Source organism: Flavobacterium defluvii, assembly GCF_900129555.1.
Taxonomy (GTDB): Bacteria; Bacteroidota; Bacteroidia; order Flavobacteriales; family Flavobacteriaceae; genus Flavobacterium; species Flavobacterium defluvii.
Genome location: NZ_FQWC01000005.1, coordinates 246449 through 262938, shown reverse-complemented (window position 1 = coordinate 262938; position 16490 = coordinate 246449). Strand labels below are relative to the sequence as shown.

Genomic DNA, 16490 nt, shown 5'->3' with positions numbered 1-16490 from the left:
CACAAAGCAATCTAAAATGAACTTACATCACTTATATGCTGTAAAACAAAAAAAAAGCATGACGGTTAAATCATGCTTTTGGTGGTTATTATAATTTGGTTTAATGTATTATCGAATTTCTTCAAAGGTTGTACCTTGATTAATGTCGCCTGTTTTAAAACCTTTTTTAAACCAGTACATTCTTTGTTCTGATGTTCCGTGTGTAAAAGAGTCCGGAACAATTTGTCCCTGCATTTTACTTTGAATAGCATCGTCTCCAACTGCATTGGCAGCACTTAAGGCTTCTTCTATATCACCATCATCTAAATTTTTCTGATTATAATGCGCCCAGACTCCAGCGTAAAAATCGGCCTGTAATTCTAAAGCTACTGAAAGTTTATTGGCTTCGGCCTGACTTTTTCCTTCTTGTTCCTGATGCATTTTGGCAGATGTTCCTAATAAGGTCTGAACGTGATGGCCAATTTCATGAGCAATAACATAAGCAATGGCAAAATCTCCGCCTTTAGCACCAAATCTTGTCTTAAGTTCTTCAAAAAATCCTAAATCCATGTACACTTTTTGATCTGCCGGACAATAAAATGGCCCTGATGCAGATGAAGCACCTCCACATGAAGTTTGCACAGAGCCTTTGAAAAGGACTAATTTTGGGTTTTTATAGGTCATACCATTTTCGGCAAATATTTTCCCCCAAATATCTTCTGTATCAGCTAAAGTAACTTTTACGAATTCTCCTAATTGTTTATCTTCTTCGCTTAATGGTGCAGCAGCTTCAGTTTGTGTTTGCCCGCCCTGCATTTGTTCTAAAACAGGAGTAATAAGTTTTGCGTTTTCACCTCCAAAGACATTAAGAAGCAGAATAATTATTCCAATAACGCCGCCTCCAACTGCAATTTTTCCTCCTGAGATTCCTCTGCGGTCTTCTACATTATCACTTTGTCTTCTGCCTTGCCATTTCATAGTAAATTGTATTTAAGCTTTTTAAGTTTTTTCTTGTACGAATTTATAGAATTTTTAGCAATTACTAATTATTTCAGGCCATTTAGTTTTAATTATTTTAACCATTTTACCAAAGTTTCTTCTACTGAACCTTTCATGATAGGTTTTGAAATATAATCGTCCATTCCGGCAGAAATACATTTGTTGCGTTCCTCTTTTTCTGCTCCAGCTGTTACAGCAATAATTGGAATATTTTTTCCTGCAATGGTATTTCTGATGGCTTTTGTAGTTTCATAACCATTCATAATAGGCATTTGAATATCCATAAATACAAGCGTTGGATTTATGCTTTCGAATTGTTTTACAGCTTCATAGCCATTTTCGCATTCGTAAATAAAAGCGTTATTGTAGAGGTTTTTTACAATCGTTTTTAGCAGCAGCATATTTACCTTATTATCTTCAACAATTAGGAAACGTATGCTTTTGTTATTGGTTTCGATATGATTTTCTACGGTCGCTGCATTTAAATTTTTAAGTTCGTTATTATATTTTTCGTTAATACTCTGATTGCTGGTTTTTAAATTTAAATCGAAGAAAAAGTTACTGCCTTCACCAATTGTACTTTCGAGCTGTAGTCGGCTTTCCATTAAGGCCAAGAGCTGATTTGAAATTGTTAATCCTAAACCTGTTCCGCCAAATTTTCTTGTTGTAGAACTATCTGCCTGCGAGAATGCTTTAAAAATCTTTTTCTGGTTTTTCTCCATAATCCCAATTCCGGTATCAATTACAGAAAAACGAATAGTGCAATTGTTGTTTTTGTTTTTTTCCAAAACAGAAACATTCAATTTGATAGAACCTTCATTGGTGAATTTTACTGCATTTGAAAGCAGATTAATCAGGATTTGTTTTATTCTGACAATATCGGTCCAGATATATTTCGGGACATCCGGATCAACATTCAGTTCCAGCTGCAGATTTTTTTGATTGGATTCGAAAACAATTAAATCGAAAACCTGACCCAATACTTTTTTAATATCATATAAGTCGATAAAGAGCTCCAGTTTTCCAGCTTCGATTTTAGAGAAATCGAGAATATCATTGATGATTTCCAATAAAGAATGTGCCGATTGATTAATGGTTGTCATGTATTTTTCCTGAATTTCTTCTAATTCAGTTTTCATCAATAAATGAGTGAAACCAATAATTCCATTCAAAGGAGTTCTGATTTCGTGCGACATATTGGCCAGAAAATCAGATTTTGATTTATTGGCAGCTTCGGCTAGTTGTTTGGCTTTAATCGCATCTTCGGTTTCTTTTTTATTGGTGATATCAAAATAAATTCCTCCTACAAATTCAATTTCATCACCTTTTTTAATAACGTCTCCAAATTCTTCAACCCAGATATATTCGCCGGTTTTTCGTTTAATTCGGTAAACGTTATGCAGAGGAACTCCGTTTTGAAGATTATCGATTTGATTATTAATAACTTCGTCCCGATCTTCATGGTGAATAAGTGATAAGAACGACAAATTGTTTTCGATAAATTCTGCTTTAGAATATCCGGTTAAATTATAAATTTCATCGTTTAGGAAAATTTTAGTCGAAAATGCATCAAACTTAGACAGATAAACCGTTCCCGGAATATTATTGGCAATTAATTTGAATTTTTCCTCACTTTCAATAATCTTGCTTTCATTTCGGTTTCTTTCTAATGCAGATGAAATATTATTGGCCAAAACCTGAAAAATATATATCTCTTCTTCAGACCATCTTCGTTCTTTGGTGCAGTCGTCAAAGCCAATGAATCCGGTAAAAATATCGTTGATATACAACGGAAGAATCAGGATTGATTTTATTTCATTATTGATTAGCAGTTGCTTAAAAAATCCATCTTCTAACTTTCTTGTAAAAGTGTTTACGATGCGTTTATTTTTTGCAGCTTCGAAAATTTCGTTCAGATTATCTTCGCTCATGTGGCGCAAAGGTGTAATTTGATGCGGAATTCCTTTTCTGGACCATTTGTATTTTTGCGAAACGGTATTGGTTGTAAAGTCTCGTTCATAATAAAACATATGATCTGCTTTTGAGGCTTTTCCAATTAAATCATACGTTTCCTGAAACATTTGCTCTGTAGATTTACTCAGCAAAAATTTCTCTGTACAAAGCGAAAGTGCCGATAAAAGCTGACTTTTGAATTCTAATCGGCGTTCTGTTTCCAAACGCATCTGCATCGAAATGGCAAGCGAAATAACATCCGAAATCGTTCGGGCATAATTAATATCCTCATTATCCCAATCTCTTTGTTCTTCGGTACTTTCAAAACAAACCACACCAGCCAGTTGTCCGCTTAAAAAAATCGGAACATCCAGCATTGATTTTATTTTGTTTTTGGTAAAATAAAGCGTTTGAAATTCTGATGTTTCCAGTTTATTAAAAACGTCTGGTGCGTTTATTATGGCTTTGTTTTTTAAGGTTTCAAAATATATAGGATACGATTCCTTGTCCAGAATATTTTTATCAGTCAGGTTTTGATTATCAACGCTGTATAGGTTTTTGCAGGTAATAAGGTCTCTGGAGTATTTCCAAAAGCTAACGCGATTTGATTTGCTTACAGTCGAAGCTTCTTTAATAATATAATCAATAACAGTATTTAAGTTATTGTAAGTACTAAAATCGGTTGTAGATAATTTTTTAGTAGAATTATTATATGCTTCGATTTTTTCGAGACGTCTTTTTTTCTCGTTTTCTGCATTTTTAATTTCGGTAATATCTCGTGCAATTCCCGCAAAACCAATAGTTTGATCTAAATCATTTTTACGAATAATTATCTTTTGCGAAATCCATAATTCCTGTCCGTTTTTCTTTAAAATAGGAAGTTCTATTATTGGGAATTTGTTTCCGTTATTTTCAAAATTTTCATAAAAATCAACTGCTGTCATCGAATAATTTTCATGAATAAAATTCGAGTAATGTTTTTGGATTATTTCATCTTCGGCATAACCCAGCAGCGAATAGGCAATTTCATTTATAAAAGTAAAATGACCATCGGCATCAACTTCAAAAATAATATCGGTTGCGGTTTGAATTAAGTTTTTGTATTGATCCTGTACTATAACCTGCTCGGTAACATCCTGACCAATACTGATAATTAAATCATCGGAGAATTTTTTATCTTTCCATTGAATGTATTTATATTCTCCATTTTTGCTCTTCAGTTTTCGGGTATAAATTTTGTTTTCTTCACGATTTATCGGGGTGATATTCTTATGGTATTCATCGCCTTTTGTGAGTCTCCAAAAATTTAATCCCATAACTTCTTCCGGCTGATAACCTAAAATTGAAGTTATAGTTTCGCTGCAAAATAATATTTCGCCTTTTTTATCCGTCGCAATTGTTAAGGAATTTCCTTTGTGGACAATTTCGTTGGTAAACCTGAAATTATCTCGATTATTTTGTAAAACTGCATATTTTACCTGATTGATAATGAAAATCAGGATGCAGAAATTTATCAATAAAATAGAGGATTTTAGTGGAATAAGATGAAATACTACGGTCGAAATAAGAAATACAAAAACGATTGCCACAAAAAACCAGTAAATTTTTATTGGTTTTAAAATGTTGTATGAAAAGAAAAAAGAGATTAAAAAAACGATTATCGGAACAACATCATTATACAGGAAAACAATGTTGTAGCAAACGTAGCTGATATAAATAAAGAAGCTGAAAATAAAAATCTTCTGAATTCTGTCTCTTAGCCATTTTACTTTATCAGTAACTATATAGGTTACAAGAACAAAGAAACCAATTGAAACATTTACAACCAATAAACTTTTTGGTCTTATTTTAAAAATTTCATTTATAATTTCGATTACAATAACCGCAATTCCAAAAAACAAAATATAAAGCTGATATTCTCTCCCTGCTGTTTCAGCCTCTTTCTTTTTTTCGATGAAATTTCCAATTTTTGCTTTGATGCGGAAAAACTGATAAACCAGTAAACCCAAAAAGCCCAGTAATGAAAGACCGAGAATAATAAATTTGGGATTATTGTAAAAAATAATATCTGAATTAAAAACGTACCAATTTGTCATAATTGATTTCAGGGTATTGCCAAAACTGGCAATTCCTGAAAACCATAAACTGAAAAAACTACAGCGTTCTACCATAGATTTTGGGGTAAGTTTGGTTTAGTAAATAGCAATTAAAATTCTAATTTAAAGAGATGGTCAGGCTCTTTAAATTCTTAGAATTTTTGTTTTATTCTAAATCCGATCTGCCGATTGAGTCAATCGGATCTCGTTTTTCTTCATCATCAAAAATAGAAAAATAAGCTGCGTAAGTTATAGAGGTATTGAATACGGCTGTAAAAAACACCCCGACAACGCAGATAACAACCCCTACAACTGAGCCAATATAACCTATAATAAAAAGGCCAAAAATAGTTATTGGGTTTTTGCTTACAAGGATTAAACTTGATTTAATAGCGCTAAAAACATTTAAATTTCCAAAAACAATTAGTGGAATTGTAAAAAATGTAAAGTAGGAAATAAACAATGAAAATGCAGTGCCTGCAAAGCCAGCTCCCACGCTTTCGAAAAAATAAGAAATCGAACCGCTTACAACTCCTAAAATAAAAGCTGTAGAAATTAATGGGAATACATAAGGTGCTTTATAATAACTGAAAATGGCCGCAAAATCAAATTTCTGGTCTTTATCTGCATATTGTGCCATTTTTAAAAATCCAGCGCCAAAAGGAGTAAATAAAGCAGTTATAAATGTTATTGAAGCGATCAGAATTATATATTCTACTGAAGATGTATTTTGGTTTCCAAGAATTTTAACCAAATTTTCTGACCAGCCTTTTAAATCACCAAAAATTGTTCCTAATACTGTAAATAGTAAAAAAAGAACAAGGGTTAATACTAACATTACTATCCCGGAATAAACAGCTATTTTTTTATAGTTTTCAAAAGCATCATTAAAAACATTAGAAAAATCTATTGAATAGCCATCTCTTTTGATGTCCTCAATTTGTTCAAGTGTAGATTTCATTTTAAAAAGTAGAGTTGTATTATATTCCTAATCTTAAATAATTGTTGACGTAAATATAATATTTTAAATCAATTTCGAATAAAAATCTACAAACATTACTAAAATTGTTTAGTAATTTAAAGCCAGTCTAAAATGCGTTTTATTGGAGCCAGTTTATCTTTGTAAGGTGCGTAACGCATAGGCAGATCAAGCCAGTTGCCCTTTTTGACCATCGCTTTGTGATGAGAGAAAATATCAAAGCTCAATTTACCGTGATAAGCACCAATTCCGCTATGACCGACACCGCCAAAAGGCAGTCTTTTATTAGAAAAATGGACTACTGTATCGTTTATGCAACCTCCTCCAAAAGAGTAATTTGCAATTAATTTTTTAGCAAATGATTTATTTTCGCTAAAAATATAAAATGCGAGAGGTTTTTCGTACTTACTAATTACGTTGTGAATGTCAGATTCTGTTTCATAAGTTAGAATTGGCAAAATTGGTCCAAATATTTCTTCTTTCATAACCGGACTGTCCAGACTAGGTTCTTCAATTAAAGTTGGAGAAATATATAATTTGTCGTGATTGGTTTCTCCTCCAAAAATTACTTTTTCGCGTTCAATCATCTGATCTAAACGAACCCAGTTTTTAGTATTTATTATTCGTGCAAAATCTGGAGATTTGTCTATTTTTTTTCCATAAGCTTTTACAATTTCTTCCATTAAAAACGAAATAAAATTGACTTTCATGTTTTTCTGGATTAAAATATAATCCGGAGCGATACAGGTTTGTCCGGCATTTATAAATTTTCCCCAGACAATTCTTTTTGCGGCTAATTTTAAATTTGCCGTTTCATCGATAACACAAGGATTTTTTCCTCCTAACTCTAAAGTTACTGGAGTCAGATTTTCGGCTGCAGCTTTTGCAACGATTTTTCCAACAGAAACACTTCCGGTAAAAAAGATATAATCCCAGCGTTCGGCTAATAATTTATTTGAAACTTCAACACCGCCTTCAAAAACTTCAACATGGTTAACATGAAATGTTTTTTGAATAATTTTGGCAATGACAGAAGAAGTATGCGGAGTAAGTTCTGAAGGTTTTAATACGACCCTGTTTCCTGCTGCAACAGCAGAAATTAAAGGACATAAAGCTAGTTGAAACGGATAATTCCACGGAGCAATTACTAAAACCTTTCCGTAAGGTTCTTTATAAATATAGTCTGAAGAAGGAAAGTTAAGAATAGAAGGAAAGACACGTTTTGGTTTTGCCCAGGAATTAATGTTCTTAATAGTATCTTTTAATTCCGAAATAACATAATTCGTTTCAGTTAAAACCGCTTCAAATTCAGGTTTTTTAAAATCATCGTATAAAGCTTTTACAATTAAATCTTCGCTTTCTTTAATGTTATGTAATAACTTTTTCAGCGTTTCTTTTCTGTATCCGATGTCGTTTTTGAAGTCCATTTCCTGATTAGCTTGTTTTTTAGGATATGCAAGTTAATCGATAAAAATTAAAAAAATTACAATTTAATCATAAAAATCATACCGCTTTCCAAACCGTTTCATCAGGAACCGGAGCAATAATAGTGATGTTTTCTTTTGAAACCGGATGGATAAAAACGAGTTTTCTGGCATGAAGATGAATTCCGCCGTCGGGGTTACTTCGGTCAAAACCATATTTTAAATCCCCTTTTATTGGAGAACCAATTGCCGACAATTGTGCCCTGATTTGATGATGACGCCCAGTGTGAAGATTAATTTCCAGAGCCGTATAGTTTTGAAGTTCCTTGATTATTTTATAATCCAAACTTGCCAGTTTACTATCCGGAACTTCTTTTAAATGCGCTTTTGAAGTATTGTTTTTTTCGTTTCTTTTTAAATAATGAACCAATTTGGCCGATGCTTCGGCAGGTTTATTCTTTACTACAGCCCAATATGTTTTTTTAGTTTCACGATTGCTGAACAACTCATTCATTCGTGATAAAGCTTTACTGGTTCTGGCAAAAACAACAATTCCCGTTGTGGGCCTGTCCAAACGATGAATTACCCCTAAAAATACATCCCCGGGTTTGTTGTATTTCTCTTTAATATATTGTTTCACAATGTCTGATAAAGGTTTGTCGCCAGTTTTGTCTCCTTGCACAATATCACCCACACGTTTGTTAACCACAATAATGTGATTGTCTTCATGAAGTATCTGTAAATTACTTTTGTTAGAAAGAATTTTCATTTTTTAATTGAAATTTAGATTGGAGAAAATTTGGCTAAAGCCATTAGAGAAATTAAAAATAAACCTCCAGCTAAAGCTGGAGGCAATTTATGTAAACCTTTGAGTCTTTGCTGCCTTGTCTCTTTGAGTTTAAAACCTTAGTATCTCAGAACCTTAGCGACTTAGAGCCTCAAAAAAAATTAATATTGTTCCCCAGCATTAGGAAAATCACTAGACTTGACATCAGCAGCATATTGACCAATAGCTTTTGTCATTAACTCATATAAATTTAAATAACGACGAAGAAAACGCGGACTGAATTCATTATTCATTCCCAGCATGTCGTGAATGACCAAAACCTGACCGTCAACGCCGCCGCCGGCACCAATTCCGATAACTGGGATTGAGATGCTTTTTGCAACTTTTTCAGCCAAATCTGCAGGGATTTTTTCAAGAACAACTGCAAAACATCCTACTTTTTCAAGCATTTGAGCATCTTCGATAAGTTTTTCGGCTTCTTGTTCTTCTTTTGCGCGAACGCTGTATGTTCCAAATTTATAGATTGATTGAGGTGTTAAACCCAAATGTCCCATAACCGGAATTCCCGCATTCAATATTTTTTTGATAGATTCTTTAATTTCTTTCCCACCTTCTAATTTAACAGCATGTCCGCCGCTTTCTTTCATAATTCTGATAGCAGAACGCAAAGCTTCTTTAGGGTCAGACTGGTAGCTTCCGAAAGGTAAATCTACAACAACCAAACCTCTTTCTACAGCACGAACTACAGAGGAAGCATGATAAATCATTTGATCTAAAGTAATTGGCAGAGTCGTTTCGTGACCCGCCATAACGTTTGAAGCAGAATCTCCTACTAGAATCACATCGACTCCGGCAGTATCAACAATTTTAGCCATTGTATAATCATACGCGGTAAGCATAGAGATTTTTTCTCCGTTGCTTTTCATTTCAATTAATGACTTTGTTGTGATTCTTTTATAATCTTTTTTTGCTACTGACATTTTAATTTTTTTTGATAATGTAAAAGTATTGAATAATTGTAAAAAGGGAATCAGCAATAAAAGAATATTTCGACAGAAAAAAGTTTTCCGTCTTTAAATTCTAATCTAAACTGACTGTCTTCCATTACAATAGAATATTTATGAGGCGATTTTAACGAAGCTTCGATATAAGTTCCATATTTTTCAATGAAAGCTTTTTCTGATATCGAATTATCTAAAATTGAGTTTGCGTTAATAATCAATTTGTTGTTTTCGTTTATGAAGACCTTTACAATTTCGGCCTGATTTTTCTTTTCATCAACAGAAACTTCTAAGTCAGGATAATAGTAAAATAAATCACTTAAATAAATGCCGCATTCATCGCTGACATTTGCTTTTTTTGTTGGTTTTCCAAAGATTTTTACTAATTCGGTTTGAGATAAATACAATGATCTTGTTTTTGTCCCTTTCAGGCTGAATTCTGCTTTTTTGGTAAATGCAAAAATTTCTTCTGCCTTTTTAGATTTCATTAAACCCCTGGCTATAGCCATATTCAATTCGGTATCAGCAAGAAGTTTAGGATCGTTTAATTGCTTGATAACTTCGTAATATCTTTGATACGCCGGAAGCAGAGTAGTTTTGTCGCTATTCCATGCCAGTTCAACAATTCGTTCGCTGATCGTTTTTCGGTCAGCTATATTTTCTACGTTTAAATTATCAAAGTCTTTTAGTAAAACCTTCATGTCAGGTCTTTTTCCAACAAATTTTCTTAACGTAAATCTAGCATATTCGGGATCAAAACTTCCGGATATATTAACCCATTCGTCTTCATTTTTTGGAAGATAATCAATAGTAACAGGATCTCCTGTAAATAAAATTTCTCTAATTTTTGAATTTTTATCAGGTAAACTTCTTGCTTTTAAACCAGCGGCCAATACAAAAAGATGATTACTGCCGTGATAATTATCGCCTCCAAAAATAATTGGATTCTCAGGATCTGTGGTTTTAATATCACTTGCATTTAATGACTTGGATATAAATTTACCCGGAACATATCCTTCGGTTAAATTATCAGCCTGGACTTTATACCATCCATTTAAATTTTCTGATAATAATTGTACTTGAGCACCGTATTTAAAATAACCTAAAAAATTAGAAGTATTCGCAGAAGTATATAGACGAGTATCTGAATTAATAAAATATCGTTCTTGTGAATGCAGTAAAATTGAGCAGAAAAATGCAAGTAAGAAGTAGAATTTTTTCATGAAGTATTTTTGTTTTTTACCACAAATTAAAAATCTTTTCAGATTTATTAATCTGTGGTAATAAATTTTTTAGCAATCGGCCATATTTACGGCAATTGCCAGTCCGCCTTCTGAAGTTTCTTTGTATTTAGAATTCATGTCTTTTGCAGTTTCCCACATTGTTCCAATTACTTTATCCAGAGGAACTTTTGCATTTTTAGAATCGGTTTCAAGAGCCAGTTCGGCGGCATTAATGGCTTTTATGGCACCCATTGTATTTCTTTCAATGCACGGAATCTGAACCAGACCGCCAATTGGATCACAGGTTAAGCCAAGATGATGTTCCATTGCAATTTCTGCCGCCATTAAAACCTGAGCCGGAGTTCCGCCCATTAATTCGCAAAGTGCCGCCGCCGCCATCGATGACGAAACGCCAATTTCGGCCTGACAGCCACCCATTGCGGCAGAAATGGTAGAACCTTTCTTAAAGATACTTCCAATTTCTCCGGCAACCATCAAAAATTGTTTGATTTCTTTTTCGCCTGCATTATGATTTTCAATAACCATATAATACATTAAAACCGCTGGAATAACGCCTGCGCTTCCGTTGGTTGGTGCCGTAACTACCCGGCCTAAAGAAGCATTTACTTCGTTTACAGCCAGTGCAAAACAGCTTACCCATTTTAAAATTTGACGAAATTTAACCTCGGTTTTTCTAATTTCCTGAAGCCACGATTGAGGATCTGTATAATTAGAAAGTCCAATTAAATTTTGATGCATATCAAAAGCGCGTCTGCGAACATGTAAGCCGCCAGGAAGAATTCCTTCTGAATGACAGCCAATGTACATGCACTCCAGCATTGTATTCCAAATACGCATTAATTCTGAATGGATTTCCTCTTCAGAACGCATCGATTTTTCATTTTCATATACGATTTCAGAAATCGATTTGTTTTCAGAAATAGTATAGTTTAAAAGTTCAACCGCATTTTGAACCGGAAAAGGGAAAGCACATTTTATAACTTCTTTGATTTTGGCATTTTCGCGTTCTTCTTTTACCACAAATCCACCACCGATAGAATAAAAAGTAGATTCGTATTCAGAATCATCTTCTTTGTAGGCCGTAAATTTTAATCCATTTGCATGGAAAGGAAGAAATTCTTTATTGAAAACAATGTCCTGAAGAAAATAAAACGGAATTTTATATTCGTTTGCGAGATGAATCTCGTTTGTGTCTTCGATAGTTTTAATAATTCCGGCAATATTTTCAACCGGAATATATTCAGGATCCTGTCCACTCAAACCAAGCATAACAGATAAATCAGTAGCATGTCCTTTTCCGGTCAAAGAAAGGGAACCGTATAAATCAACTTTTACACGTTTAACCTGATCTAAAATCGATTCGTTTTTTAACTCTTCTAAAAAACGTTCGGCGGCTCTCCACGGACCTAAAGTATGTGAGCTTGAAGGGCCAACGCCAATTTTAAGCATATCAAAAACAGAGATACATTCTTCCATTGTTCAAGTTTTGTTAAGACAAAGATAATTGAATAATGCAATGATGTATTAATTTTGAATGTTAATCTTGCGTATTTGTTAAAAAAGATATTAAATTTTAATAATTTGGCAACGAAATAAATTTAATTCCGTAATATGGGGTTTTCGTAAAAAGTTAACCTTTTTTCGGTATTTTTGTAAAGATGCAACTCTCTAAATCTGCTGTTTCTTTTAATTATCTAAAAATTGCAATTAACCGAAACTTCAGATGATTTCGTTTTAATTCTAGCAATGTCTTTTTACGAAAATTTAGAATACCACAAAAAGATAAAATTACATTATGATAGAATTTTTCAAGCATTTTTTACACGAATTTGAACTTCCTTTAAGCAATCCGGTATTGATTTTTTCATTAATACTTTTTATTATTTTGCTGTCGCCGATTTTGCTTAAAAAAATAAATATTCCCGGAATTATTGGTTTGATTATTTCCGGAGTTATTATTGGCCCGCACGGATTGAATATTTTGGCTAAAAACTCTGCAGTCGATTTATTTTCGACAATCGGACTTTTGTATATCATGTTTATTGCCGGTCTTGAACTTGATATGAACGAATTTAAAGCTAATAGAAACAAAAGTTTATTGTTTGGATTTTTTACCTTCATTTTACCACTTTCTATTGGTTTTCCGGTTTGTTTTTACTTGCTAAAATATGATTTTAATGCCAGTTTTTTAACAGCCAGTATGTTTGCGACACACACTTTGGTAGCTTATCCAATTGTGAGCAAACTCGGAATTGCAAAAAATCAGGCCGTTGCCATAACTGTTGGAGGAACAATTTTAACCGATACTGCAGTTTTAATAATTTTGGCCGTAATTATGGGAAGCGCTCAGGGAAGCTTAAATCAGGCTTTTTGGATAAAATTAGGCGTTTCTTTGGCCATTTTCTCTGCCATTATGTTTTTACTGATTCCGAGAATTGCCAAATGGTTTTTTAAAAAGCTTGAAAGCGAAAAACACGCCCATTATATTTTTGTATTGTCTGTCGTATTCTTTGCAGCGTTTTTAGCGGAAGTGGCTGGAGTAGAACCAATTATTGGCGCTTTCGTTGCAGGTTTGGCATTAAATCCATTAATACCGCATTCATCAGCTTTAATGAACAGAATTGAATTTATAGGGAATTCATTGTTTATTCCTTTCTTTCTTATTTCTGTTGGAATGCTGGTAGATGTAAGTGTGATTTTGAGTGGTCCAATGGCTCTAATTGTGGCCGCAACTTTGAGTGTTGTTGCTATTTTTGGGAAATGGATTGCAGCATTTTTTACTCAAGTCGTTTTTAAATACAGCAAAACCGAAAGACAGCTTATTTTTGGTCTGAGCAGTGCGCATGCCGCGGCAACACTTGCTGTAATTTTAGTTGGTTTTAAGGCTAAAATTTTGGATGAGAATATTTTAAACGGAACTATTATTTTAATTCTGATAACCTGTATTGTTGCCTCCTTTGCAACCGAAAAGGCAGCTAAAAAGATTGCAATTTGCGAAGAGGAGATTTCGCATGAAAATGAAGGAAGCGATCAAATTTTAGATGAACATATTTTAATTCCGTTAGCAAAAACTTCGGCAGCAGCCAGTTTGCTTGATTTTGCACTTTTGATAAAAGATAAAAAATCATCAAATCCGGTTACGCTTTTAACAATTGTTCCTAATAACGATCAGGCCGAAAAAAACATTTTAAAATACAGAAAAGCAGTTGATAAATTTGTAATTCAGGGATCTGCATCTGAAGTGAAAATAAATACAATTGCTAGAATTGACCATAATCCTGCGAGCGGAATTGCAAGAACTTCCAAAGAAATAATGTCGGATATTGTGATTGTGGGCTGGCCGAAAAAGACCGGTTTCTTAGACAAAATTTTTGGAGAAAATGTTGATTCGATTATAAACAATGTTGATAAAAGTTTATTTATAAGCAGGTTTCAGCGAAATTTTATTGAAGATAAAAGATTGGTTTTTATTTGTCCGCCTTTTTCAGAAAGAGGAATTGGGTTTCAGCTTTTATTACAAAAAATATGCAGATTGTCACAGGAATTAAGTATTCCGATAGTTCTTTATGCCGAATATAAAACGCATCAAACTATTCAGCAAATTGCCAATAACCTTCGATTAAATGCTAAATTAGGTTTTAAATCTGTTACAGAATGGGATGATTTTGAAGCTATTTCTGATGAAATTAAACCAACAGATTTAATTGTTTTCAATTTATCGAGAAAAGGTTCCGTTTCATATCATTCTATTTTTGACAGACTGCCGCAAAAGTTCGAAAAATTCTTCAACGATAATAATATCATTCTGGTTTATCCGCAAGACGATCGTAAAATTAGTTCGATGGATGCTTATGAAGATTTTACCGCAACTCCATTAACCAAAAGTCTGGAAGCTATTGAGCAGATTGGACGTGGTTTAGGAAGTATTTTGAAGAAGGGGTAAAAATATTTTTTTTGATAGGTTAGCAAGTTTAAAAAAATAATTAATATCAATTGAAATGAACCACAGCATAAAATCAATACGACCATTTATAGGCGCTAAAAATTTCGAAGTTTCGAGAAGCTTTTATCGTGATTTAGGTTTTGAAGAAGTAGTTTTAGAATCTAATTTTTCAGTTTTTAAATCAGGAGATACGGCTTTTTATCTACAAGATTATTATGATAAAAACTGGATTGAAAATACGATGATTTTCCTTGAAGTTGATGACGCTGAGCGTTATTATAACGAACTTTTTGCCTTAAACTTAACTGAAAAATATGGCGTAAAACTAACACCAACACGTCATTTAGATTGGGGGAGCGAATGTTTTCTCCACGATCCGTCTGGGGTTTTGTGGCATTTTGGAACTTTTAAAAAATAATTTTTCCGCCACGACCGAGCGATAGAGAACTGGTGAATTGTTGGCGAAAACTCAACTCAAATTAAACTCAGCTAAATCAATTGTGTTTTTTTTTCTCTGATACCAATCATTAAAAACTAATTCGAGTTTATTGGCTGTAAATTCTCCGAAATTATAATTACGAAATTGCTCGACAACGTCCATTAATTTTTTTGTATTTTGAAGTTTTTCTGTAAAGCGTATTACGGTTGAATGCGCCGTAGCAATAGAATACCGACTGTCGATACTTTGTTCTAAAGCTGAACTTTTAAAATTCTTGCGAAGCTTATTTCTTAAATCATTTAAAGATTCGTCAGAAGGAAATCCCTGAATCATTATGGCAGAATTTGAAGCTGTTACGCCTTTAAAATCGATTTTAATTTCTCTTAATTCTTTTACACTTTTTTGAATGATTTTGATATAGTCTTTGATATCAATTTTTTCTAAACTAAAACCTTCGTAACATGAAATAATAGACATTACTGTTATGTGAATGTCAGAATCAGGATAATAATATTGATTAGGTTCGATAGCTTTTAATTCGTTTAAAAACTGTTTAATGTTGGTTTTGATTTTTTCGCTGGGGCGCAGAAGGAGGGCAATACCAAATCGGGAATCGGAAACGGAATTTATTTTTGCATCTAAATCGTAATTTCCATTTAAAATGGTATCAGAAGAAGTTTTGTAAAGTTGATTGTAATGTTCTGCTAAATTCATTTCTTTTTTGCTTTCTCCAGATTTTCTTTCACTCTAAATTTTACAATTTTAGTAATTAAATCATAAGGCATTTTTTCTTTTAAAGGAAACTGAACAGAACCTTTTCCGGATTTATATTTAGAAAGTTCTTCCTTAAAAGCTTCATGTCCGCTTGGAAAAGCGTAAAGTCCGATATGATTTTTAAAAGCAGCAAAATAGACCACAATTCCGTTTTGTTCAAAAGCCGGCATCGAATAACTGATTTTTTCTTTTGCCTCCGGAGCCGCTTTTTGAATCGTCATTCTCACTTTTTCTAAAATTTCCTGAACGTCATTCGGAAATCCACCGATGTATTCGTCGATATTTTCGGGTTTCTTAGTTTCCATAATTTTTTGTTTAAAGTTTCAGGTTTCAGGTTTCAAGTTTCAGGTTGAAGCACGGAACTTGAAATTCTAATAAAACCTGAAACCCGAAACTAAATTTATGCTAATCCTTTTGGAAATCTGTCCAAAACTAAATTTAATTGTAATTGATGTTCCAGATAAGCTTTTGCTCCGGCTAAAACTAACGTAAAGCCTTCCGTAGAATTGCGAACCTGATCGATTATTTTATCTGAATCTCCTTTTAAACCGGAATTTGTTATACTTACAAAAGTTTCATTTTCGTTTAAAGGTGTAAAAATCCATTCGACTAAAGTTGTTTCATCAGGATTTCCCCATTCAACGACAATCTTTTTATTTTCCTGCAAAACCAATGTCGTCACAGAAAGAGAAAAACCATACATTTCCCAGGTCCATTCTGTTTTTTGGTTTTCTACTAATTTTCCGGAGCCTTTTGTAAACCAAAATTTACTGGTTATTTCCGGGTCAATAAAAGCCTGAAAAACTTCTGAAACAGGTTTTCTAATCAGCATTTCGGCTTTTGCATATTTGTTGTTTTCTGTTTTCATTTTT

At 33.2% G+C, this 16490-nt stretch carries 13 protein-coding genes; 2 read left to right on the top strand and 11 right to left on the bottom strand.

All coding sequences use genetic code 11. The features are described from left to right. Positions 1-108: 108 nt before the first annotated feature. From ypfJ to BUC29_RS13155, 8 genes are all read right to left on the bottom strand, one after another. A complete protein-coding gene (ypfJ, locus tag BUC29_RS13190) occupies positions 109-957 on the bottom strand; it encodes a KPN_02809 family neutral zinc metallopeptidase (RefSeq protein WP_073416640.1) in 849 nt (282 codons plus the stop codon). A gap of 92 nt (positions 958-1049) precedes the next feature. Then, the gene (locus tag BUC29_RS13185; RefSeq protein WP_073416639.1) at positions 1050-5102 is read right to left on the bottom strand and encodes a PAS domain S-box protein; all 4053 of its coding nucleotides are present in this window, start codon (positions 5100-5102) and stop codon (positions 1050-1052) included. A gap of 91 nt (positions 5103-5193) precedes the next feature. Further along, positions 5194-5988 (bottom strand): hypothetical protein, encoded by a 795-nt coding sequence (locus BUC29_RS13180; RefSeq protein ID WP_073416638.1) that lies wholly within the window; start codon positions 5986-5988, stop codon positions 5194-5196. Between the two features lie 116 nt (positions 5989-6104). Continuing rightward, complete coding sequence (locus BUC29_RS13175; protein ID WP_073416637.1) at positions 6105-7433, bottom strand: aldehyde dehydrogenase; 1329 nt, start codon at positions 7431-7433, stop codon at positions 6105-6107. A 76-nt stretch (positions 7434-7509) separates the two neighbouring features. Continuing rightward, positions 7510-8199 carry an RluA family pseudouridine synthase gene (locus BUC29_RS13170; protein ID WP_073416636.1) on the bottom strand — a complete coding sequence of 230 codons (690 nt, stop codon included), beginning with the start codon at positions 8197-8199 and terminating at the stop codon, positions 7510-7512. Positions 8200-8378: 179 nt separating this feature from the next. After that, complete coding sequence (panB, locus tag BUC29_RS13165) at positions 8379-9197, bottom strand: 3-methyl-2-oxobutanoate hydroxymethyltransferase (RefSeq protein ID WP_073416635.1); 819 nt, start codon at positions 9195-9197, stop codon at positions 8379-8381. Between the two features lie 50 nt (positions 9198-9247). Then, positions 9248-10441, bottom strand: coding sequence for an SH3 domain-containing protein (locus tag BUC29_RS13160; protein WP_073416634.1), 1194 nt, complete (start codon positions 10439-10441; stop codon positions 9248-9250). Positions 10442-10510: 69 nt separating this feature from the next. After that, positions 10511-11938 carry an L-serine ammonia-lyase gene (locus tag BUC29_RS13155; RefSeq protein WP_073416633.1) on the bottom strand — a complete coding sequence of 476 codons (1428 nt, stop codon included), beginning with the start codon at positions 11936-11938 and terminating at the stop codon, positions 10511-10513. Between the two features lie 319 nt (positions 11939-12257). Here BUC29_RS13155 and BUC29_RS13150 point away from each other — a divergent pair, with 319 nt between their 5' ends. Further along, complete coding sequence (locus BUC29_RS13150; RefSeq protein WP_073416632.1) at positions 12258-14405, top strand: cation:proton antiporter; 2148 nt, start codon at positions 12258-12260, stop codon at positions 14403-14405. Positions 14406-14460: 55 nt separating this feature from the next. Continuing rightward, the gene (locus BUC29_RS13145) at positions 14461-14823 is read left to right on the top strand and encodes a VOC family protein (protein ID WP_073416631.1); all 363 of its coding nucleotides are present in this window, start codon (positions 14461-14463) and stop codon (positions 14821-14823) included. A gap of 51 nt (positions 14824-14874) precedes the next feature. Here BUC29_RS13145 and BUC29_RS13140 read toward each other — a convergent pair whose 3' ends face one another. From BUC29_RS13140 to BUC29_RS13130, 3 genes are all read right to left on the bottom strand, one after another. Continuing rightward, entirely contained in the window at positions 14875-15558 is a 684-nt protein-coding gene (locus tag BUC29_RS13140; RefSeq protein ID WP_073416630.1) for a mutarotase, read from the bottom strand. Then, complete coding sequence (locus BUC29_RS13135; RefSeq protein ID WP_073416629.1) at positions 15555-15923, bottom strand: iron chaperone; 369 nt, start codon at positions 15921-15923, stop codon at positions 15555-15557. The genes BUC29_RS13140 and BUC29_RS13135 overlap by 4 nt, the downstream gene beginning before the upstream one ends. Positions 15924-16018: 95 nt before the next feature. After that, positions 16019-16486, bottom strand: a complete 468-nt coding sequence (locus BUC29_RS13130; protein ID WP_073416728.1) for an SRPBCC family protein — start codon at positions 16484-16486, stop codon at positions 16019-16021. Positions 16487-16490 lie beyond the last annotated feature (4 nt).